The 21,252-nt window shown below is 64.7% G+C and carries 20 protein-coding genes; 9 read left to right on the forward strand and 11 right to left on the reverse strand.

Features of this window, described 5'->3' with window-relative positions; all coding sequences use genetic code 11:
• The first annotated feature begins 6 nt into the window (after positions 1-6).
• Together AB5Y59_RS08070 and AB5Y59_RS08075 are read left to right on the forward strand one after the other, a co-directional pair.
• A complete protein-coding gene (locus AB5Y59_RS08070; protein WP_041211035.1) occupies positions 7-471 on the forward strand; it encodes a hypothetical protein in 465 nt (154 codons plus the stop codon).
• A gap of 142 nt (positions 472-613) precedes the next feature.
• Positions 614-2,251, forward strand: a complete 1,638-nt coding sequence (locus tag AB5Y59_RS08075) for a hypothetical protein (RefSeq protein WP_103244256.1) — start codon at positions 614-616, stop codon at positions 2,249-2,251.
• A 36-nt stretch (positions 2,252-2,287) separates the two neighbouring features.
• Here the strand turns inward: AB5Y59_RS08075 and AB5Y59_RS08080 are convergent, their stop codons facing one another.
• The 3 genes from AB5Y59_RS08080 to AB5Y59_RS08090 form a co-directional block, all read right to left on the reverse strand.
• Positions 2,288-3,601 carry a sodium-dependent transporter gene (locus tag AB5Y59_RS08080; RefSeq protein WP_041211033.1) on the reverse strand — a complete coding sequence of 438 codons (1,314 nt, stop codon included), beginning with the start codon at positions 3,599-3,601 and terminating at the stop codon, positions 2,288-2,290.
• Positions 3,602-4,004: 403 nt separating this feature from the next.
• The gene (locus AB5Y59_RS08085) at positions 4,005-5,318 is read right to left on the reverse strand and encodes a sodium-dependent transporter (RefSeq protein ID WP_010672900.1); all 1,314 of its coding nucleotides are present in this window, start codon (positions 5,316-5,318) and stop codon (positions 4,005-4,007) included.
• Between the two features lie 209 nt (positions 5,319-5,527).
• Entirely contained in the window at positions 5,528-6,367 is an 840-nt protein-coding gene (locus AB5Y59_RS08090; protein ID WP_368211796.1) for an isopenicillin N synthase family dioxygenase, read from the reverse strand.
• 200 nt (positions 6,368-6,567) lie between these two features.
• Here AB5Y59_RS08090 and AB5Y59_RS08095 point away from each other — a divergent pair, with 200 nt between their 5' ends.
• On the forward strand, positions 6,568-7,131 hold the full coding sequence (locus AB5Y59_RS08095; protein ID WP_043155692.1) for a DUF2799 domain-containing protein: 564 nt from the start codon (positions 6,568-6,570) through the stop codon (positions 7,129-7,131).
• Between the two features lie 54 nt (positions 7,132-7,185).
• Here AB5Y59_RS08095 and AB5Y59_RS08100 read toward each other — a convergent pair whose 3' ends face one another.
• Complete coding sequence (locus tag AB5Y59_RS08100) at positions 7,186-8,007, reverse strand: Cof-type HAD-IIB family hydrolase (protein ID WP_268453237.1); 822 nt, start codon at positions 8,005-8,007, stop codon at positions 7,186-7,188.
• 236 nt (positions 8,008-8,243) lie between these two features.
• Positions 8,244-9,482 carry an MFS transporter gene (locus AB5Y59_RS08105; RefSeq protein WP_223916048.1) on the reverse strand — a complete coding sequence of 413 codons (1,239 nt, stop codon included), beginning with the start codon at positions 9,480-9,482 and terminating at the stop codon, positions 8,244-8,246.
• 148 nt (positions 9,483-9,630) lie between these two features.
• Here AB5Y59_RS08105 and AB5Y59_RS08110 point away from each other — a divergent pair, with 148 nt between their 5' ends.
• A complete protein-coding gene (locus AB5Y59_RS08110) occupies positions 9,631-10,254 on the forward strand; it encodes a metalloregulator ArsR/SmtB family transcription factor (RefSeq protein WP_010672895.1) in 624 nt (207 codons plus the stop codon).
• Positions 10,255-10,563: 309 nt separating this feature from the next.
• On the forward strand, positions 10,564-11,040 hold the full coding sequence (locus AB5Y59_RS08115) for an Lrp/AsnC family transcriptional regulator (RefSeq protein ID WP_010672894.1): 477 nt from the start codon (positions 10,564-10,566) through the stop codon (positions 11,038-11,040).
• Between the two features lie 130 nt (positions 11,041-11,170).
• On the opposite strand, the gene AB5Y59_RS08120 is transcribed toward AB5Y59_RS08115, so the two are convergent.
• From AB5Y59_RS08120 to AB5Y59_RS08130, 3 genes are all read right to left on the reverse strand, one after another.
• Entirely contained in the window at positions 11,171-11,488 is a 318-nt protein-coding gene (locus tag AB5Y59_RS08120) for a hypothetical protein (RefSeq protein WP_041211026.1), read from the reverse strand.
• A 148-nt stretch (positions 11,489-11,636) separates the two neighbouring features.
• Positions 11,637-11,867: a hypothetical protein gene (locus AB5Y59_RS08125; protein WP_029313696.1), complete on the reverse strand. Its 231-nt coding sequence runs from the start codon at positions 11,865-11,867 to the stop codon at positions 11,637-11,639.
• 35 nt (positions 11,868-11,902) lie between these two features.
• Complete coding sequence (locus AB5Y59_RS08130) at positions 11,903-12,328, reverse strand: MarR family winged helix-turn-helix transcriptional regulator (RefSeq protein WP_029313694.1); 426 nt, start codon at positions 12,326-12,328, stop codon at positions 11,903-11,905.
• Positions 12,329-12,504: 176 nt separating this feature from the next.
• On the opposite strand from AB5Y59_RS08130, the gene AB5Y59_RS08135 reads away from it, so the two are divergent.
• The 4 genes from AB5Y59_RS08135 to AB5Y59_RS08150 all read left to right on the forward strand — a co-directional run bounded on the left by AB5Y59_RS08135 (position 12,505) and on the right by AB5Y59_RS08150 (position 16,373).
• Positions 12,505-13,509, forward strand: coding sequence for an NADP-dependent oxidoreductase (locus tag AB5Y59_RS08135; protein WP_139739635.1), 1,005 nt, complete (start codon positions 12,505-12,507; stop codon positions 13,507-13,509).
• 178 nt (positions 13,510-13,687) lie between these two features.
• A complete protein-coding gene (locus tag AB5Y59_RS08140) occupies positions 13,688-14,128 on the forward strand; it encodes an NUDIX hydrolase (protein ID WP_368211798.1) in 441 nt (146 codons plus the stop codon).
• Between the two features lie 95 nt (positions 14,129-14,223).
• Positions 14,224-15,366 carry a chromate efflux transporter gene (chrA, locus tag AB5Y59_RS08145; RefSeq protein ID WP_368211799.1) on the forward strand — a complete coding sequence of 381 codons (1,143 nt, stop codon included), beginning with the start codon at positions 14,224-14,226 and terminating at the stop codon, positions 15,364-15,366.
• A gap of 137 nt (positions 15,367-15,503) precedes the next feature.
• Complete coding sequence (locus AB5Y59_RS08150) at positions 15,504-16,373, forward strand: GyrI-like domain-containing protein (RefSeq protein ID WP_010672887.1); 870 nt, start codon at positions 15,504-15,506, stop codon at positions 16,371-16,373.
• A 73-nt stretch (positions 16,374-16,446) separates the two neighbouring features.
• Here AB5Y59_RS08150 and msrB read toward each other — a convergent pair whose 3' ends face one another.
• Genes msrB through glgB form a run of 3 tightly spaced genes read right to left on the reverse strand, consistent with a single transcriptional unit; the run spans position 16,447 to position 21,205 of the window.
• A complete protein-coding gene (msrB, locus tag AB5Y59_RS08155; RefSeq protein ID WP_010672886.1) occupies positions 16,447-16,833 on the reverse strand; it encodes a peptide-methionine (R)-S-oxide reductase MsrB in 387 nt (128 codons plus the stop codon).
• A gap of 56 nt (positions 16,834-16,889) precedes the next feature.
• On the reverse strand, positions 16,890-19,028 hold the full coding sequence (glgX, locus tag AB5Y59_RS08160) for a glycogen debranching protein GlgX (RefSeq protein WP_368211801.1): 2,139 nt from the start codon (positions 19,026-19,028) through the stop codon (positions 16,890-16,892).
• A complete protein-coding gene (glgB, locus tag AB5Y59_RS08165; RefSeq protein WP_368211803.1) occupies positions 19,028-21,205 on the reverse strand; it encodes a 1,4-alpha-glucan branching protein GlgB in 2,178 nt (725 codons plus the stop codon). Before glgB ends, glgX begins: the two co-directional genes overlap by 1 nt.
• Positions 21,206-21,252: the final 47 nt, after the last annotated feature.

The following is a 21,252-nucleotide window of genomic DNA, read 5'->3' on the forward strand; positions in this document are numbered from 1 at the left end:
ACCTTCATGTCTGCCGTCCGTCCCGCCCTGCTGATCGCGACCCTGCTGCTGGGAGGCTGCGCCTCCCCGGCCCATCAACAGCTTGGCGCCGCCCTGAGCGGGCTGGAGGGGGAGCTGACGCGGCTGGAGGAGGAGTTGGCAGCCATGAACGGCCTTCACTATCAAAAAGCCATCGACGCCCCGGTGGCGCTGCGCCGCTATCTCAAGGCCCCCGCACCGACGGCGGAGGGACTGGTGCCCGTGCAGAGCCGGCTGCAAGATGGCCCCCTGCTGCGCTACGACTACCGGCTGCCCGCCGGGATGACACAGCTGCCCACCGACAACCCCTGCCTGCGCTACGAGTTCGAGCTGCGCCGCCTCGGGCGCTTGGGCCAGCTCGAGCTCGCCTGGCAGGGAGAGTCGGGAGCCGGGGAGCTGCGTGTCCCCCAGCGGGACTGCCCCTTCTCGGCCAGGGGGCCCGGCCTTCAGTGATGCTTTCTTTGCCCTGCCCAAGGCTGGCACTGAGCCATTCCTGACCCAGGTGGGGTATTGACCCCCTCTGGCTCTCGCGGGAGAGTGGAGGCTAACTTTGAATCCAACCTCGCCACCCCCGACCGGCGAAGGAGCGTCAAAGATGCAGATCCTCCTCATCGAAGACGATGCCATGATGGGCTCGACCCTCACCCAGGGACTGAGTGATCTGGGGCTGCCCCCCACCGAGCTGTTCCACTGCAAAGAGATTGCAAGCCTGCCCGCCCTGCTGCGCCAGCACGCCTTCGATGCCATTCTTTGCCGCCAGTATCACCACCAGGCCCACGAGGGAGTCAGGCTGCTGCATGAAGCACACCACCTGGGCCTGCTCGCGCCCGGCTGCGTGCTCCTGCTGCTGGAGCAGGACGAGGACACCGGCCAGTTCCCCCCCTCCGACCTCTATTTCGCCCTGCGTCTGGCCGTGCCCTTCACCACGGAGCAGCTGGCGCACAGCCTGCAAGCGCTGCTGGCACTGACCACGGTGACCCGCCCCCTGGCCACCCCCATGGCGCTCAGGGAGTGGCGCAGCGCCTGCGCCCAGTGCGAGGATCTGCTTTACCGGCACGCCAGCCACAAGGGGCTGGAAGCACAGATGGACAGGGTAAAGGGCTACATGCTGCTGCAAGCCGGGGAACGGGTGCAGGCCGCCCAGCACTACGCCATCTGCACCACGGAGCACGATGCCTGGTGGCCGCGCCAGGGGCTGAACCAGGCCCTGCTCGGGCTGAACCGGGTGGAGAGTGCCCACAAGGATCTGGCCCGCAACCGGGAGCGACTGCCCCCCGTCATCCATCAGGCGCTGGTTCTCGCCTGCCAACTGCACGAGGCGCAGTGGGATCCTGCCTGGGAAACCTTGTCAGGCTTGCTCCAACGCTGCCCCTGGCAGCCGCAGTGGCGCCAGGTGGCCATTTTGCTGGCCTTGCTGCGAAGGGATGAAGGTCAGGTGCTGGCGCAGGCCACCGATTTCATCCTGCGCTACTTCCCCAAACAGACGTTTCGCCACTCCGTCGAACGCTGCCTGCTGGATGCGACCCTGGCGGTGCTCTGGCATCCACCGGGAGAGGCCAGAGTTCATGGGCTGCAGCAAGCGCTGGAGGAGCTCGGCCAGCAGGCAGTGACCCTGCGAGCCCACGAGGAGGGGCTGCTGCGCGCCCTGATGCTGGGTCTGGATTATCGATTCGATGACGCCTTGATGCTGCTGGCCAAGCACCCGCCGGAGGCGGCGCGGGACAATCACCTCAACCAGTTGCTCGGGGTGGCCGTCAGCCAGTTCTGCGGGCTTCCCCACCATGCCCAGCGTTATCTGGCCCAGCTCGGCCAGTATCAGGGGCCGGTGGCACAGACCCCGCTGTTGCAGGGGCTCATTTTGCAGGTGGTCGACGATCTGGCGCGGCAACTGGCGCAGCGGGAGCAGCAGCTGACCCAGCTGCGCGAGGAGCGGCAACGGGCCATGACCACGGGTCAGCTCCAGCTCGCCGTGCAGAGTGCTCTGACCCTGCAGGAGCGATTCCCGGCCCAGGCGGGGGATGCCTGGCAACTGCTGGTATTGCTGACCCAGTGCTGGCCCGCCGGCATGGCGGCCCCGGCGGTGGCCCGCCTGGTGGACAGGCTGGAGCAGCGTCTCAACCACAGTGCCGCCTTCCTGGAACACCATGGGAACGCCTATCGGGAGACCCTGCAACAGGTGAGATCTCACCTGGCCCCCAAACTGCCGCCCCTCGGTCCCCATCAGGGCCTATAGCCATCCAGGGCGGTGCATGCCGCCCTGGATGGTGCGTTACAACAAGCCTCGCACCAGGATCCCCGCGATCAGCAGGGGGGCGACCAGCCGCCAGCACCAGAGCAGCGCACCACGCATCAGCGGCGAGAGATCCGCAGGCACAATACTGTCCCCCAGCTTCCAGCCAAGCAGCAGGGTCAGCACCAGACCGAACAGGGGCATCATCAGGTTGGAGGTGAGGTAATCCAGCAGATCGAACAGGGTCTTGCCAAACAGGGTGTAGTCCGCCCAGGGCCCGAATGACAGACTGACCGGAATGCCGCAGGCCATGATGAGCAGGGTCAGCACCCGGCAGGCATTGCGGCGCGACCAGCCCCACTCCTCGGTGGTGAAGCGCACCAGGTGCTCCAGCATGGAGATGGAGGAGGAGAGCGCCGCCACCAGCAGCAGCAGGAAGAAGATCACCGCCAGCCCCTGACCGAACGGCAGGTGGTTGAACACCGCCGGCATGGTCATGAAGGTGAGGCCGGGGCCGGCGGCAGGATCGATGCCGGTGGAGGCCAGCACCGGGAAGATCATCAGCCCCGCCAGCACCGAGATGCAGCTCGCCAGGGTGACCACCCAGACCCCGGAGCGCAGCGCCCCGTCACTGCTCGGCAGGTAGGCGCCATAGGTGGTGTGTACCCCGAGGCCAATGGAGAGGGAGAAGAACGCCAGCCCCAGGGCGTCGAGCACCCCCTGCCCCGTCAGGTGGGAAAAGTCGGGCATCAGGAACTGGCGTACCCCGGCCATGGCCCCCGGCATGGAGAGCCCGGTCACCACCAGGAGCAGCATCATCACGAACAGGGCCGGCATCATCCAGCGCAGCGCCCGCTCCACCCCTTGTTGCAGCCCTCCCTGCACGAACCACCAGGTGAGCCCGGCGAAGACGAGATGGGTGAGGGCCGGCCAGAGGGGATCGCTCACATAACCGGTAAAGAGTGCGGTGAGGGTGCTCGCCTCACTCAGGTTGAGCTCGCCGCCCACGGCCAGGGCTGCATAGCCCACGGTCCAGCCCCCCACCACGCTGTAGAAGCTGTAGATGAAGAAGCCACACAGGATCCCCATGTAACCCATCCAGCGCCAGTTCGGCCCCACCAGCTTGTGGAAGGCGCCGAGCACGCCGCGCTGGCTGCGGCTGCCGAGCAGGGTCTCCCCCACCAGCACCGCGACCCCCAGGGTGAAGCTGAAGAGCAGGAACACCAGCAGGAAGGCACCGCCCCCGTTGGTGGCTGTCACATAGGGAAACTTCCAGATGGCGCCAAGGCCGATCGCCGAGCCGGCGGCCGCCAGCACATGACCAATACGGGAAGACCACTGAACCTGGCTCATACAACCTCCGGGCAAGACAACATCAGTTCGATACTCCATGGCTAGACGCGGTGTGCGCCGCAACAAAAAAGGCCGCCTGAGGGCGACCTTTGCAATGAACAGTCAGACAAACGACACCTGCAAGGTCACCTCTCCAGGAAGGGGCTAAATCGGCCACAGAGAGCGATAAGGGGTGACATGGGAGGGCGACGCCTGCACGGTAAAAAGGAGCCACAGCCTAAACCATGGCAAGAGAAGTTGACAGGAAATAGTCTAAAACAGAACCAAAAACAGATTCAATCAAAATAAAATGTCAAAACAACAGACTGTTGCTCTATTTATTTTTAATTTACAGATTTTTATAAAGAGTCAATCCTGCCACGCCACTCCCCGGCTGGGGAGTGGCGGAGATGACCAACCCTCCCTACACCAGGCCGCGCACCAGAATGCCGCCAATGAGCAGGGGAGCCAGCCAGCGCCAGCAGCCCATCAGCAGGGCACGCCAGTGGGGAGCCAGCCCTTCGGGCAGCGCCTGGCGGCCGAGCCGCCAGCCCAGCAGCAGCGTCAGGGCCAGCCCGAACAGGGGCATCATCAGGTTGGAGGTGATGAAGTCCAGCAACTCGAAGATGTTCTTGCCAAACAGGGTCAGGGTGGCCCAGGGACCGAACGACAGGCTCACCGGGATGCCACCCGCCATCACCAGGGCAATGACCAGGTTGCACGCCGCGCGGCGGGACCAGCCCAGGCTCTCGCACAGGAAACACTGCAAATGCTCCAGCAGGGAGATGGAGGAGGAGAGCGCCGCCACCACCAGCAGTGAGAAGAACACCACCGCCAGCCCCTGGCCGAAGGGCAGTTGCTGGAACACCGCCGGCATGGTCATGAAGGTGAGGCCCGGGCCCGAGGCCGGGTCAATACCGGTCGCCGCCAGTACCGGGAAGATCATCAGGCCCGCCAGCACGGCGATGACGCTCGCCAGCAGCACTACCCAGAGGCTGGAGCGACCGACCCCTTCGCTGGAAGGCAGGTAGGCGCCATAGGTGGTGTGGATGCCAAGGCCGATGGAGAGGGAGAAAAAGGCCAGCCCCATGGCGTCCAGCACACCCGACATGCCGAGCTTGCTGAAATCGGGCATCAGGAAGTGGCGCACCCCGCCCATGGCGCCCGGCAGGGTGAGGCCGAAGGCCACCAGCAGCAGGATCATGATGAAGAGGGCCGGCATCATCCAGCGCAGGGTGCGCTCCACCCCTTGTTGCACGCCGCCCCGCACGAACCACCAGGTCAAGCCGGCAAACAGCAGGTGGGTCAGCACCGGCCAGAGCGGATCACCGACGTAGTCGTTGAAACGGGCGGTCAGTGCCGCGCCGTCCCCCTGTTGCAGCTCCCCCGCCAGGGCCATGCCCGTGTACCCCAGGGTCCAGCCGCCCACCACGCTGTAGAAGCAGAAGATGAGCAGGCTGCACAGCAAGCCCATGGCACCGACCCAGCGCCAGCGCCTGCCCATCAGTTCGCCAAAGGCGCCCACCACCCCGCGCCGGGTCAGGCTGCCGATCAGGGTCTCCCCCATCAGCACCGCCACCCCCAGGGTGAAGCTGAACAGCAGAAAGACCAGCAGGAAGGCGCCGCCACCGTTGGCGGCGGTGACATAGGGGAACTTCCAGATGGCGCCGAGACCGACCGCGGAACCTGCGGCGGCCAGGATGTAACCGAGCCGGGATGACCATTGGGACTGCTTCATAAGAACTCCACGCGAAAGGCCTGCCAGCGAGGCCCGAAATGGCGCTCAGAGTACGCCCGCAGGCGCGCAATCACTCGGCGTATATCCGATATAAAACTCAGTTTTTAGCATCATTAACCAATAAAATTCGGATAACCCACCAATCGTGCCACAAAATAAAAACCGGAGCGGGGATGCTCCGGTTTGTTGTCTGCCTGGGTCTGGCGGGATTAAATGACCCCCAGCTCCCGCAACCGCTCCATCAGATAGCTGTGGGCGGTGTGACGCTCCGAGAGCACCACATCCGGACGGGGGTGCAGGAAGAGCGGCAAGGAGATGCGGGACTTGGCGGCACTGCCCCCGGTCGGGTTGATGACCCTGTGGGTGGTGGAGGGGTAGTAACCGCGGGAGGCCTCCTGCAGCATGTCACCGATGTTGATGATGAGGGTGCCGAAATCGCAGGGCACATCCATCCACTCCCCGTCTGAACATTTCACCTGCAGGCCCGGCTCGTTGGAGGCGGGCAGAATGGTCAGCAGGTTGATGTCTTCATGGGCGGCGGCGCGGATGGCGCCCGGCTCCTCGGTGCCGTCGAAGGGCGGGTAGTGCAGCACCCGCAGCAGGGTCTTGTGGCTCTCTTCGATCATGGAGGAGAGCGGGCAGCTGTAGTGGGCGGCGATGTCGCCCGGGGTGTGTTGCTCCACCCAGCCCAGCAGTTCGGCGGCCAGATCGTTGGCCAGGCGGTAGTACTCCATCGCCTGCTCTTTCAGCTCTGCCGGCATCTGGCCCCAGGGATAGATGTGGAAGTACTCCTTGATGTCCTTCTGGCTGTGGCCCTTGGCCACCTCGGACACCGAGGGCGGGAAATAGCCGTCCTGGGTCTCGCGATTGAACAGGAAATCCTGCTTCTGTTCGCTCATGAAGAAGCGATACCAGTTGTCATAGATGGACTGCACCAGCTCCTTCGGGATGGGGTGGTGAGTCAGCACTCCGAAGCCGGTGGTGCGCAGGGATTCGGTGAAGCGCTCGGCCGCATCGGGGGAGCGATAATCGACGGTCAGGACTTTCATTGTTTTTATGTTACATGCCAGTTAAAAGTAGGCGCAGTTTACCCTGCCTCCCCCGGCAAGAAAAGGCTGCCGGAAGCCCGTCTACAACGGCTTGAAAATACTGATAAAAACATCATGAACTCGGCCTGGCGCCGGATGCTTGTCCCGGACGGGCCTCCTCTTCTAGAATGCCCCACCCCCTTTGCTGTCGGAGCCCCCTCATGTCCCCCAAGATCCTGTTGTTGACCCTTCCCTTCCTGATCGCCGGGTGCAGTTCCCTCTCGGAGGAGGAGTGCCGTGCCATGAGCTGGTACAACCAGGGCTATCAGGACGGGGAGCAGGGCAAGACCCGGAGCGCCACCCGCGACTATCAGAAGACCTGCGGAGAGTACGGCCTCAAGGTGGATGAGGCGGAGTGGCAGCGCGGCTACGCCAAGGGGCTGGAGCTCTATTGCATCCCCGAGCTTGCCTACAGCAAGGGACGGGAGGGGAGCGAATACCTGGGGGTCTGCCCCAACGACACCAGCTTCCTCACCCAGTTCGAGCGCGGCCGCAAGGAGTACCTGCTGGAGCAGCGCCTCGGCGAATTGCAGCAGGAGCTGGAGCGCACCGAGCGGAGCATCCACCAGCTGGATCAGCAGATCCGGGGCGAGAGCGACAGCCGCCAGCGCGACTACTACCGTGCCCAGCGCGAGCGCGCCATCCGTCACTACGAAGGGGTATACCGGGACTACAACCGGCTGCGCTTCCCGGATCGGGTGATCCAGTTCTCCTTCGGGAGCTGACAAAAAGGGGCCGACATGGCCCCTTTCTGTTTATCCCGTAGACTGTTTTTCCCCTCAGGCGGGCAGGACCCAGCGCTGCAACGCCAGGGCGATGCCATCCTCGTTGTGATCCGCGGTGACCCGGTCTGCATGGGCCTGGATCTGGGGCGCCGCATTGCCCATGGCCACCGCCAGCCCCACCTGCTCGAACATGCTGATGTCGTTGTTGTTGTCGCCAAAGGCTACCAGGTTCTCCATGGCAATCCCCTCGCTCGCCGCCCACTGGGCCAACCGGTTGCCCTTGCTGCAACCTGGCTGCACCAGCTCCACCGCATAGGGGGCCGCCCAGTCACGGGTGAAGGGCAGTCTCTCCACCACCTCCCCGACGAAGCGGTGCAACCGGCCGGGATCCTGGTTGAACAACTCCAGCTTCCAGATGGGGGACTGCAACCAGGACTCGATATCCTCGGCGGGCAGCAGGGAGACCTTGAGGTGATCCGGCTGGGTTGCCGACCAGCGCCGCATCCGGCCCACGTGCTCCTCGCAGCCCAGGTAGCCGATGCCGTCCCCCAGGTGGAACAGCGCCCCCATCTGCTGGGCTTGCACCTCCTCCAGCAGGGCGGTGAGGGGCGCCACGGCCAGGGGATCCCCGGCGAGGATCCTCTCCTGTACCGGATCATAGAGGTAGGCACCGTTGCTGCAGATGATGGGGGTGTCGAGGGCCAGCTCGTGGTGGAAGGGACGGGCCGTCATGAAGTGGCGACCCGTCACCAGCAGCACCTTGATGCCGTGGGCCCGGGCCTGGGCAAGGGCCGCCCGGGTAGCGGACGAGACCTTGTGATCCCGGTTCAGCAGGGTACCGTCCATGTCCAATGCAATGGCCTGATAACGACTCATATCACCTCCAAAAATGTCGAGACGGGTGCGGCGCCATCCCCTCCCGTTTCCAGTGCCATGACGACACATCTCACTGCCGGGAATGCGGACTGGGCATGGCAAGGCCCATGATGGGAGACGCGCTCGCCGGGGGGTCGGGAACAGCGGAGCAGAGAGCCATACCGTCCCAGACTCGGCGCCGCGATGCAAGTCCGGCCCGCCATCCCGTCGCCGAACTGTGATCCCCGCGCCCTTCGTCAGCCCGCCTCGGCGCACCCGGCCACGATGTTTCGCCTGTCCGCCCGTCTGCGCAATCCGTAGAAACCGAAGGCACAGATCACGCCGCAGAGGCCGGCCAGGTAGAAGGGCCACTCGGTCCCCGCCAGCAGCACCAGGCTGCCCAGCACCACCGCCAGGATCTCGCTGCCCACAGCCAGACCGCGGTAGAGCCCCATCGCCTGCCCCTGCTGGCTGGCATGGCTGCGGTTGGAGACCGCCACCGAGGTGGCCAGCTCCCCCAGACTCATGCCGATGCCGGCCGGGATGAAGGTGAGCGCGAGCCCCCACCACTGGGTCGGCAGGATGAACATCAGCATGCCCGCCGCCATCACCAGGTGGCCGACGATGCCAAGGGAGCTGCCGCGCCAGTGCCGTGCCAGCTGCTCACCGATCCAGGAGCCCAGCATCATGGGCACGCTCACCAGCACGGCGGCCTGGGCCAGTTGCACCGGATCCCATGCCAGCCGCTCCACCAGCCAGACATTGAAGTAGGTGAAGTAGAGCTGCACCGCCCCATAGCTTGCCAGGGTCAGGGCAAAGTAGGGCAGGAGACGAGGTTGCAGCAGCAGTTGGCGGGTCGAGAGAGGAACCTCATCCCGGGTCGCCGGCACCGGGGGACGATTGGGCAGCAGCCAGAGCACCAGCAGCAGGTTGATCACCGTCATCCCCACCGCCAGCCAGGCCGCCAGGCTGTAATCTCCCGAGACCACGGCCGCATAGCCTCCGATCATGGGACCCACCACCCAGCCCAGGTTCATGCCGATATTGATGCGGGCGAAGTTGCGGGCCTTGGTCCTGGCCGTGCTCATGTCCGCCGCCATCGCCTGCACGATGGCGATGTCGCCGTTGAAGAAGCCCTCCACCACCCGGCTCAGCAGCAAGAGCGGCAGGGAACGCCAGGCGATGCCGAGAGCCATCAGCACATACCCCGCCAGCACCCCCACCAGACAGAGGGTCAGCACCGGCTTGCGCCCATGGCGATCGGAGAGGCGGCCAAGCAAGGGGGCCCCCAGCAGTTGAAACAGTGGATAGAGCCCCATGATGACGCCAAGCCACACCTTGCGGCTCCAGTCCGACGCCTGTGGCGTCAACATGCCCTGGGCCGGATCCAGCAGCAGCGGCGCCAGGACGGGGGAAGGCAGGCTGAACCCCGCCACCGCCAGCGTCACCGTCATCACCAATACCCAGAGGGTCGCCTGTCCCTTGATCCCTTCCATCTTCGCCTCATTAAATAAAGTCATCGGTTTATTTATATTGTGAGGGGTCGCCCATTAAGTAAAGCAGATTGTTGATTTAAATCACCCTGCTACCCATAATGACCTCATCCAGGCGGTCACCGCACCGATACCCACCACCGGAGCCCCCATGAACGCCAGTACCGACAAGATCCTCTATCTGCTGAAAACCCGCGGCCCCCAGAGCGCCGCCGAACTCGGCGACCAGTTGCAGATGACGTCCATGGGGGCACGCCAGCACCTGATGGCCCTGGAGTCCGAGGGCTGGGTGGGGTTTAGTGACGAGGCCCGCGGCCGCGGTCGCCCGGTGCGTCTGTGGCACCTCACCGACCAGGCCTGGCAACGCTTCCCCGACACCCATGGCGATCTGACCCTGCAGCTGATCGACGACATCCGGCAGGTGTTTGGCGACGCGGGAATGGAGCAGCTCATCGCGCGGCGGGAGCAGCAGATGCAGGCACGCTATGAATCCAGGCTGACCCAGCCGGCGCTGGCAGACAGGCTGATGACGCTCAAGGCGCTGCGCACCCAGGAGGGGTATATGGCGGACATGTCGCAGGAGGAGGACGGCAGCTGGCTGTGGTGGGAGAGTCACTGCCCCATCTGCAGTGCGGCCAGAGCCTGTCGGGGCTTTTGCCGCAGCGAGCTGGCGCTGTTTCGCCGGTTGCTGGCGCCGGCCGAGGTGGAGCGGGAGCAGTATCTGCTGGAGGGGGACAGCCGCTGCCTCTATCGCATCCGGCCGCCCCGCCCCTGAGCGGGCGGAACGCAAAAACAACAAAGCAGGCGCCGGGATGCCTGCTTTGTTGCCTTCGGGGAGGGGGTGCTCTCGTTCCAGCCCGTTGTTTCCCGATAAGGTCGAACGGCTGATGGGGCTCTTGACCCGGTAAGGTCCTTCACCACAGGTGCCTGGTCGGGCGCCTGTCTTGCCACCGGAAGATGTAACCATGGTACTCCCCGCGATGCGGTGAGTGGTTGTGAAGTAGCAGGTATTTTCAGTTGTTTTTGCAATAGTTCACCCTTAATCTAGGAAAAGTGGATTAGTAATTGCGAAGAGGTACGGAGAATGCTGAAACTTGATCGTATAGACAGGCATATTCTGGAGCTGATGCAGGAGAATGGCCGCATCAGCAACCTGGAGCTGGCCGAGCTGGTCGGGCTCTCTCCCTCCCCCTGCTCGCGCCGGGTCAAGGCGCTGGAGGATGCCGGTCTCATCGATACCCATGTCACCCTGCTCAATGCCCGCCAGCTGGGGCTGACCCTCACCGCCTACATTCACATCTCCATGGACAGGCACACTCCGGAGCGGTTCGAGAACTTCGATCGCGCCGTCAAGGATCTGCCCGAAGTGCTGGAGTGCGACCTCATCACCGGCAACGATGCGGATTACCAGCTCAAGGTGGTGGTGCGGGACATGGAGCACTACCAGCACTTCCTGCTGGACAAGCTGACCCACATCTCCGGCGTGACCGGGGTGCGTTCAAGCTTCGTGCTGCGCCGCATCAAGCACAAGACCGCCCTGCCCCTCAACCACCTGGGCTGACCCCCCGCATCCGGGGAGCACCAAAAGCAAGAGGAGGCCCGGGCCTCCTCTTCTTGTCTCTGCTATCAAGGGCATTCGCGGTCAACACAGCACCCGGGCGCCCTCGCGCCGCCAGGTGGCGAACGCCTCGTCATGCCTCGACCTGGCTGACGTCCTGCACCTGCAGCAACCAGCCGCTCTGCTCCTGCAGGGGTTCGCCGCGCAGCCGCAGCCGCTCACCGGTCGACACCCACTGCCCTTTGGGCAGAGATATTTCCAGGCTCTCGCTGCCGTTGTCGAACACCCAGCGATCGGCGCCCAACGACTCCATCAAGTACCCTTCCATCTCCACTCTGGACTCGGCCTGCCAAGAGGGGGAGGCGGTATCACGGCTCTCGATGAAATCCCCCTGAACACCAAAGCTGGCCAGCCCCCACAGAATGGAGAGCCCGACGATGGATGATTGCATCTCTCTCTCCTGTTGGTTTGCTACCTTGAGGGCCAGTATGGGAAGAGAAAAATGAGTGCACCATGAACAAGGTGCCAAAGTGCTGGCAAGATCGCGAAAAAAACCGGCCCCATGGCCGGTCATGTCATTTTATGTCGTACAGGTCACACTACTTGGCCGCTTCTTCTGCCATCCGTGCAGCTCTTGGTTTATTTGTCCACATGGCCACCCCGCGGTGATCCGCACAGATCCCCTCGTCGGTGACCGCCCTCACCCGGACCCCGTCCTTGCAGATGGCCTGCCAGGCATCGGCATCGTCGATCTGCAACTCGGAACGGGGATAGGAGGTATCGGCGCAGGCGCACAGCAGGATGGCAAACAGAGGCAGCAGGGATTGCATGGGTTTCATCGGGTCACTCCTGACGGGAAAAGGGATCAGCGCCCCAGCTGCGCCGCCACGCGATCGCAAAGCTGCTTGAGCTGGGCCAACTCAGCATCGGCCAGATCCACCTGATTGCGCAAGCTGTCCGCCAGACAGCACTCCCTGACCTCCTGCTGCAACTGGCGTCCCGCCTCGGTCAGGCTGATGCACTTTTGCCGCTCATCCTCGTGGGAGACGGTGCGGGTCAGCCACCCCTTGCTCTCCAGCCGCTTGACGATGGGGGTCAGGGTGCCCGCATCCAGTCCGGTCTCCTGCCCTATCTCCTTGAGGCTGACCTCGTCCCGGGCCCAGAGCGAAAGCATCACCAGGTACTGGGTATAGGTGAGATCCAGCTTGTCCAGCAGCGGCCGATAGGCACGCATCACCGCATTGGAAGCGCTGTAGAGGGCAAAACAGACCTGCTTTTTCAATTCGCTCATGGAGGACCTCGCTGACGACAAGGGGGGCAGTATACCCCATCAACTTCGGGGCTGAATAGTTTGCACACAAAACAGTTGCCAGCCCCCGCGTTCAGGACTACCCTGATTTTAGTTTGCACACAAACAAAAATACCAGGCCGCCGCCCGACGCGCGGCCCCACTGCCGGAGAATGCCCATGAATGCCATCAGCCATCAAATCCAACTGCTGCGTCGCCCCACCGGTCTCCCCACCCTGGAGGACTTCGCCCTCCGGGACGTGCCCCTGCCCGCCCTGCAGGAGGGAGAGGTACAGGTCGCCAACCAGTGGCTGTCGGTGGACCCCTACATGCGCGGCCGCATGAGCGAGGCAAAAAGCTACGTTCCCCCCTTCCCCCTCAACGGTCCCCTCGACGGCGGCGCCATCGGCACGGTACAGGCATCGCGCCATCCCGATTTCAAGGTGGGGGACAAGGTGAGCAGCATGCTGGGCTGGCGGGATGCCTTCGTGGCAAACGCCGCCCAGCTCACCCGCCTGCCCGACACCACCCTGCCGCCCCAGCGCTTCCTCGGCGCCCTCGGCATGCCGGGCATGACCGCCTGGGCGGGCCTGCACAAGGTGGCGCACCTGAAGGCCGGTGAAACCCTGCTGGTCTCGGCAGCCTCCGGGGCGGTCGGCACCATGGCGGTCCAGCTCGCCAAGCAGGCGGGGGCCAGGGTCATCGGCTCCACCGGCTCGGCCGACAAGGTCGCCTACCTCAAGACCCTGGGAGCCGATGCGGTGATCAACTACCGGGAGACCCCGGATCTCGACGCCGAGCTGGCCCGCCTCGCCCCCGAAGGCATCCACGTCTACTTCGAGAACGTGGGGGGCGCCATGCTGGATGCCGCCCTCAACCACCTGGTGGTGCACGGGCGCATCGTGCTGTGCGGCCTCATCGAGCAGTACAACAGCAACGGCCAGGCCAGCGGCCCGCGCAACCTCTCCCAGGTGATCCGCAAGCGCATCCTGATGCAGGGGTTGCTGGTCTCCGATCACTGGCAGCACTACGGGGCGTTCCTGGCCGAGGCCATGCCGGCCTTCGAGGCGGGCACCCTCCAGGCCGAGGAGACCGTCAGCGAGGGGCTGGCCAGCATGCCGCAAGCCTTTATCGGACTGTTCCAGGGCCACAATACCGGCAAGATGCTGGTCAGACTGCCCTGATCCGGGGGCATTTCCCATCTATTTAACAGATAGAATGTCGCCAGACCCATCCATTTAAGCGATGGAAAATCGGCATCCGATCGCCCTTGAACAGGCGGCTTGCGCAACGGGCCCATCCCCCCTAAGGTGGGCCCGTTTTCCCTGGCGCACCCCGCCGTCTCAGCAAGGAGCCTCCCCTATGTCTACCCCCTATCCCCGCGTCGGTGTCGGCGTCATTCTCACCAATGGCCAGGGCCAGGTACTGCTTGGCAAGCGCAAGGGCAGCCATGCCCCCTACTGGTCCATCGCAGGCGGTCATCTGGAATTGGGGGAGACCTTCGAGTCGGCAGCCATCCGGGAGGTGGCGGAGGAGACCGGCTTCGTCATCCACCAGCCTCGCGTCATCGCCGTCACCAACAACCTGGAGACCTGGCGCGAGAGCGGCCTGCACTACATCTCGGTCACCCTGCTGGCAGAGGTGGACGGGGAGCCGCAACTGCTGGAGCCGGAAAAATGCGAGGGCTGGATCTGGTGCGACCCGCACAATCTGCCCGAGCCTCACTTCGATGCCAGTCGCCAGTCCATCGCCTGCTGGCTGGCGGGACAATGCTACCTGCCCCAGGCACAACCTGCCCCCTGACCCTCACCGGCAGGCTGCGCGGGAGGGCGTACCGTCACCAAACTGTCACTTTTTTGTCATATTATCCGGGCCAGGATGATGACGAGGAGGGGAAGATGGGACAGGTATTCATGCAGTTCTTGTGGCTGGGATGCATCAGTGTTGGCGGGCCGGCCGCCCATATCGGCTATTTTCAGCGCACCTTTGTCCAGCGGCTGGGCTGGCTGAACCAGGCGGAGTTCGCCCAGTTGCTGGCCCTTTGCCAACTGCTGCCGGGTCCGGCCTCCAGCCAGCTCGGCTTTGCCATCGGCCGCCACCGCGCCGGCATCGGCGGCGCCCTGGCCGCCTTCGTCGGCTTTACCCTCCCCTCCTTCCTGCTGTTGCTGGCGGCCGCCGTCGGTCTGGGTCAGCTTGCGGGCAGCCTCTGGCTGGACGCCGCCCTGCACGGCCTCAAGCTGCTGGCGCTCGTCGTGGTGGCGGATGCCGTGCTCACCATGAGCCGCCAGTTCTGCAAGACGGCGCTGCAACAGGGGGTCATGGTGGCCACCGCCGCCGCCCTCTGGTGCGCCCCCGGTCTTCTGACCCAGGTCGCCATGCTGCTCGGCGCGGCCCTGCTCTGTGCCTTGCGCGAGCCGCACCCGGGGAGTCAGGGCCCCACGTCCACTCCGGATCGCCAGCCTCACTGGCCGACCCTGCTGCTGTTCGCCCTGCTGTTCGTCGGCCTGCCCCTGGTGGCGAGCGGCCCCGTCAGCCAGTTGCTGGCCGACTTTTACCGGGCAGGCAGCCTGGTGTTTGGCGGTGGTCACGTGGTGCTGCCCCTGTTGCAGGAGAGCCTGGGTCACCACCTGAGCGAGCAGCAGTTCCTGACCGGCTACGGCCTGGCCCAGCTGGTACCCGGCCCCATGTTCACCCTGGCCACCTACCTGGGCGCCGTGCTGCTGCCCGCCACTCCCCTCATCGGGGCGCTGCTGGCGACCCTGGCGCTCTTCCTGCCGGGTTTCTTGCTGCTCTGGGCCCTGGGCCCCTGCTGGCAGCACTGGCTGGCCCGCCCCCGTCTGGCGGGGGCCGTGGCCGGCATCAACGCCGCCGTGGTGGGGCTGCTGCTGGCGGCCCTCTATCAGCCGGTGTGGCAGAGCGCCGTGCTCTCCCCCACCGATCTGGCGCTGGCCGCCGTCGGCTTCTACCTGCTGCGGGTGCCACGGCTCCCCGTTCTGCCCCTCGCAGCCCTGCTGACGGGGGCAGCCCTGCTGCTGGCCTGACGAACCCGCGACAAGTCAGGCAGCGCCCGCCGGGCTGGCGGTCATGGCTCTTATCCCCGAGGGGAGGCAAAGAGAGCAAGATCCGTCAGGACAGCTCGGGCCCGTTGGCCGATAGTGGGCGACACAGAGGAGAGACCATGGATCACAACCAGACAGAGGCCTACCGCCGACGCTTTCAAACGGTGACAGAGCACATCGAGCGCCATCTCGACGACGACCTGTCGCTGGAGCGGCTCAGCGCCGTGGCGCACTTTTCGCCCTTTCACTTTCATCGGCAATTTGCCGCTTACTGCGGCGTGCCGCTGGGGCGTTACATCCAGCTGCTGCGGCTGAAGCGGGCCTCTTACCGGTTGGCATTCGCGCCTCTGGACAAGGTGACTGATATCGCCCTCGATGCCGGCTTCCAGCATGGCGAATCTTTCAGTCGCGCCTTCAAGCAGACGTTCGGCCTGACGCCCAGCCAGTTCAGGCAGCACCCGGACTGGGCCAGCTGGCATCGCTGCCTGCCACGGCCCCCCACAAAGAGGATTGACCCCATGCGAGTCGACATCATCCAGTTCCCGCAGACCGCCGTCGCCGCCCTGACCCATCAGGGCCTGCCCGAGCGCATCAACGACACCGCGGCGCGCTTCATCCAGTGGCGCAAGGCCACGGGCGGCTCCCCGGTCGCCACCAGCCGGACCTATGGCCTGGCGCCGGACGACCCCGCCACGACGGAGGGTGCGGCGTTTCGCTTTACCCTCTGTGGCAGCGTCGAGGCCCCCGTCGCCGAGGACAATGAGTGGGGCGTGAAGAATGCCCTCATCCCGGCCGGGCGCTGCGCCGTGGTACGCCACCACGGCTCCCACGACCTCCTGGCCGACTGTGCCCGGGCGCTCTACCGCGACTGGCTGCCCGCCAGCGGCGAAGAGCTGCGGGATTTTCCGCTCTTCTTCCACTACCACAACTTTGTACACGAGGTGCCCACCCATGAGCTGGTCACCGACATCTACCTGCCGCTGGCATAGCCCGGCACCTGGCAGGGGGAGATAAAAAAGCGGCGCCNCCTCCGAAGGGAGGCGCCGCTGGTCGTGTCGGGGATCAGGCGTCGGGCTCGAAATCCAGGCTCAGGCTGTTGACGCAGTAGCGCTGGCCGGTCTCGGTCGGCCCGTCGGGGAAGACGTGGCCGAGGTGGGAGCCGCACTGGCTGCAGGTGATCTCCACCCGCTTCATGCCGTGGCTGTTGTCCTCGGTGTAGGTCACCGTCCCCTCGATGGCCCGGTCGAAAGAGGGCCAGCCGCAGCCCGCGTCGAACTTGGCTCCTGAGTGGAACAGCACCTGCTTGCAGCAGACGCAGTGGTAATCGCCGCTCTTGCGGTTGTGCAGCAGGGCACCGCTGTAGGGACGCTCGGTCCCTTTCTCCCAGCAGACGTGGAACTGCTCTGCACTCAGCTTGTCGCGCCACTGTTCAGGGTTGTTACTGCTCATTCCGGCTCCTCACCACTGATAACGGTGCCCAGCATACCCAGTCAGGGCGCCTGGCTCTACCCCGCCAGCGGGAACTGTGATCCCGTTGGCAACACGGCGACAACATCCGCTGCCACCACCCCTTCACTCGCCAGCACCGCCGCCGGCAGGGCGACCCGCTCCAGCAGCTTGAGGGAGTGGGCACGCCCCACCGCCACCTGCCGCTTGATGTCGTCCGGCAGGAAGGGCAGGCCGTCGTTGGTGGCGGTGTCGATGGTCTGGATCCACTCCATGCCCTCCCCCGGTGGCGGCAGGCGGAACTGGATGTCATAGTCGCTGGCGTTGAACAGCACGTACCAGCGCTCCCCGGAGCAGCCGATCATGCCGATGTCCATGGCAAACGCCTGCCCCATGGGGGCGTGCCAGTCCTGATCGGTGAGCTGATGGCCGTCCGGGTGATACCAGTTCACCTGGTGGCAGCTGGTCGCCTTGCCGTTCCAGCCGTCGTCGCTCAGTTGCAGGTTGGAGAAGACCCCGGACTCCGCCCGCAGCGCCATCATCTGGCGGGTGAAGGCGAGCAGCCGTTCGTCCTCCGGGCGCAGTTGCCAGTTCACCCAGCTTATCTGGTTGTCCTGACAGTAGGCGTTGTTGTTGCCGAGCTGGCTGCGGCCCATCTCGTCCCCGGCCAGGAAGTGGGGCGTCCCCTGTGACAGCAGCAGGGTTGCGATGAGGTTGCGCTTCTGCTGCTGGCGCAGGTTGTTGATGCGCGGGTCCAGGGTCGGCCCCTCCACCCCGTGGTTGCTGGAGAGGTTGTTGCCGTGACCGTCCCGGTTGTCCTCGCCGTTGGCCTGGTTGTGGCGCTGGTTGTAGGAGACCAGATCCTCGAGGGTGAAGCCGTCGTGATAGCAGAGGTAGTTGACGCTGGTGTGGGGGGAGCGCCAGTTCTTCGGGAAGAGATCCCGCGAGCCCACCAGACGGGTGGCAAAATCCCCCATCTTGCCCGCATCCCCGCGCCAGAAGGCGCGCACCGTGTCGCGGTAACGATCGTTGATCTCCAGCCATTGGCTCGGAAACTGGCCGAGACGATAGCCGAAGGGGCCGATGTCCCAGGGTTCGGCGATGAGCCTGACCCGCGCCAGCACGGGATCCGCCATCATGGCCTTGAAGAAGGCGCTCATGGGATCGAACTCCCCCGCTTCCCGCGCCAGGGTGACCGCCAGATCGAAGCGGAAACCGTCCACCTGCATCTCGGTGACCCAGTAGCGCAGGGCATCGAGCACCAGTCGCAGGGTATTGGGGTGATCCAGATTGACGCTGTTGCCGCAGCCGGTGACGTTGGCGTGGCGATGGTAATCCGGACCGTGGGCCCCCGACTCGAAGGCGTAGTAACCCGCGTTGTCAAACCCCTTGAGGGAGAGCATGGGGCCGTCGAAGCCCGACTCCGCGGTGTGGTTGTAGACCACATCCAGGATCACCTCGAGCCCCGCCCGGTGCAGCTCGCGCACCATGGTCTTGAACTCGGTCACCGCATCCTGCGCCCCGTAGCGCGGTTCGGGCGCGAAGAAGGCGATGGGGTTGTAGCCCCAGTAGTTGGTCAGCCCCAGCTGCTCGAGCCTGGGCTCGGACATGAAGGCCGCCACCGGCATCAGCTGGACCGAGGTCACCCCCAGCCCCTGCAGATGCTCGATCATCAGCGGGTGGCTGATGCCCAGATAGGTGCCCTGCAGCGCCTTGGGGATGCCAGGGTGCTGGCGGGTGAACCCCTTGACGTGGGTCTCGTAGAGCACGACCCGCTCCGGCGGGATGCCGGGCTTGCCGACCCCCTGCCAGTCGAAGGCATCGTCCACCACCACCGACTTGCCCACCATGGCCGCGCTGTCCCCCTCGTAGAGGGCGTCGTCCCAGTGGGTAGCACGGCTCAGTGCCCGGGCATAGGGGTCTATCAGCAGCTTGTCCGGGTCGAACAGCAACCCCTCCTGGGGAGAGCCATGCACCCGGTAGCCATAGCGCTGACCGGCCTTGACGCCGCGCACGTGGCCGAACCAGTACTGGCCGCGCCGACCGGGCAAGGGGAGACGCGCCAGCTCCTGCTCCTCTTCGTCGAACAGGCAGAGCTCCACCTTGTCCGATTGGGGAGCCCAGACACAGAAGTGGCAGCCCGTCTCGTCCAGACGGGCGCCAAGCGGGTGATCTACCCCGTTTTCCATTTCAAACATCAGGACTCCTGTTTGATGAACAAGGTCGCGAGCGGCGGCAAGTCCAGCACCAGGCTGTGTGCCATCCCCTGCCAGGGGGTCGCCTCGGCGACGAAGACCAGACCCACATCATAGTTGCTGCCCCAGTAATGCTCGCTGTCGGTGTTGAGCACCACCCGATAGCGACCGGCAGCCGGCACCCCGAGACGGTAACCGATGCGCGGCACCGGGGTGAAGTTGCAGGCCACCACCAGCGGATGGGTCCCCAGCTTGTCGGCCCGCAGCCAGGCGAAGATGCTGTTGTCCGCGTCCTGGTGATCCAGCCAGCGGAAACCGGCCTGTTCATAATCCGCCTGATACAAGGCAGGTTCATGACGATAGAGGTGGTTGAGATCCCGGATCAGCCGCTGCTGGCCGCCGTGCCTGGGGTACTGCAACAGGTGCCAGGGCAGCTGGGCATCATGATTCCACTCGTTGCTCTGGGCGATCTCGGTGCCCATGAAGTTGAGCTTCTTGCCGGGGTGGGCATACATGAAGCCCATGTAGGCACGCAGGTTGGCGGCCTGCTGCCACTCGTCCCCCGGCATCTTGTAGAGCAGTGAGTGCTTGCCGTGGACCACCTCGTCGTGGGAGAGGGACAGAATGAAGTTCTCGTCATAGTGGTACACCATGGAGAAGGTCATGTCGTTGTGGTGGTAGCGACGGTGAATGGGCTCTTTTTGCATGTAGCTGAGGGTGTCGTGCATCCAGCCCATATTCCACTTGAAGCCAAACCCCAGGCCGCCAAGGAAGGTGGGACGGGAAACCCCGGCAAAGGCGGTGGACTCCTCGGCGATGGTCATGGCGTGGGGGTACTTGCCGTACACCTCCTCGTTGGTCCACTTCAAGAGGCTGATCGCCTCGTAGTTGTGGTTGCCGCCATCGACGTTGGGCACCCACTCACCGGCGTTGCGGGAGTAATCCAGATAGAGCATGGAGGCGACCGCATCCACCCGCAGGCCGTCGATGTGGAACTTGTCGAGCCAGAACAGGGCGCTGGCCACCAGGAACTGGCGCACGGTGTCGCGACCGAAGTCATAGATGTAGGAGTTCCAGTCCGGGTGCCAGCCACGGCGCGGATCTTCGTACTCGTAGAGCGGCGTGCCGTCGAAGCGGGCCAGGCCGTGGGCATCGGACGGGAAGTGGGCGGGCACCCAATCCAGAATCACGCCGATCCCCGCCTGGTGGCACTGATCCACGAAGTATTTGAAATCGTCGGCCGTGCCGTAGCGGCTGGTGGGGGAGAACATGCCCACCGGCTGGTAGCCCCAGGAGCCGCTGAAGGGATGCTCGGAGACTGGCAGCAGCTCGATGTGGGTGTACTCCATCTCCTTGATGTAATCCACCAGTTCCACCGCCAGCTCGCGCCAGCTCAGGCTGTCGCCGTTGGAGTGACGCTTCCAGGAACCCACGTGCAGCTCGTAGATGGAAAGGGGCTGCTCGCGCTTGTCATTGAGCTGACTCTCGCGCCAGTCGGCGTCCTGCCACTGGTACTGGCCGTGGTCATAGACCACGGAGGCGAACGAGGGGTACTGCTCGCAGTAGAAGCCCACCGGGTCGCTCTTGTGGGGCAGGCGATTGCCCGCCGGGTCTTTCAGTTCGAACTTGTAGCGATCCCCGGCCTTGAGCCCCGGCACGAACAGCACCCAGTGGCCGCACTGGCTGCGCTGCATGGGGTGACGGCGGCCATCCCAGAAGTTGAAATCGCCGATGAGGCTCACGGCGGTGGCGCTCGGCGCGTAGACGGCAAAGCGTACCCCTTCCACCTGCTGGCCGAGGTGCGTCACGGTGCGCAACTGGGCGCCGAGGGTGTGGTAGAGGTTTTCCGGTTGCCAGGTGAGTTCCGCCAGCCCCTCCCAGGCGGCGGCCTGGAACTGATAGGGGTCGATGATGTCGGCACTGGCGTCGGCGTAGGTCGCGATGAGCTGGTAGGGGAAGGGATTCTTGCGGCGGGTGAAAACAGTTTCAAAGAGGCCCGCTTCGTCAGCGGCGGTCAGGGTGGCAACTATCTTGCCTGACTTGAGATCCCTGACCCGGACCTCGAGTGCATCGGGCAACCAGGCGGTGAGTTTCAGGCCTGGCCCATCCGGATTGGCCAGCAGGCCTAGATGGGAGAAGGGATCGGCACAGCGGGCGGCAACCAAACGTTCAACGGGCATCGACATTTCCTTTGATGGCTGAACATCCGCTTCGGCCGAAGCCGAAG

The sequence above is a fragment of the Aeromonas sp. s10 genome, from assembly GCF_040907975.1.
In the GTDB taxonomy this organism is placed as follows: Bacteria; Pseudomonadota; Gammaproteobacteria; order Enterobacterales; family Aeromonadaceae; genus Aeromonas; species Aeromonas caviae.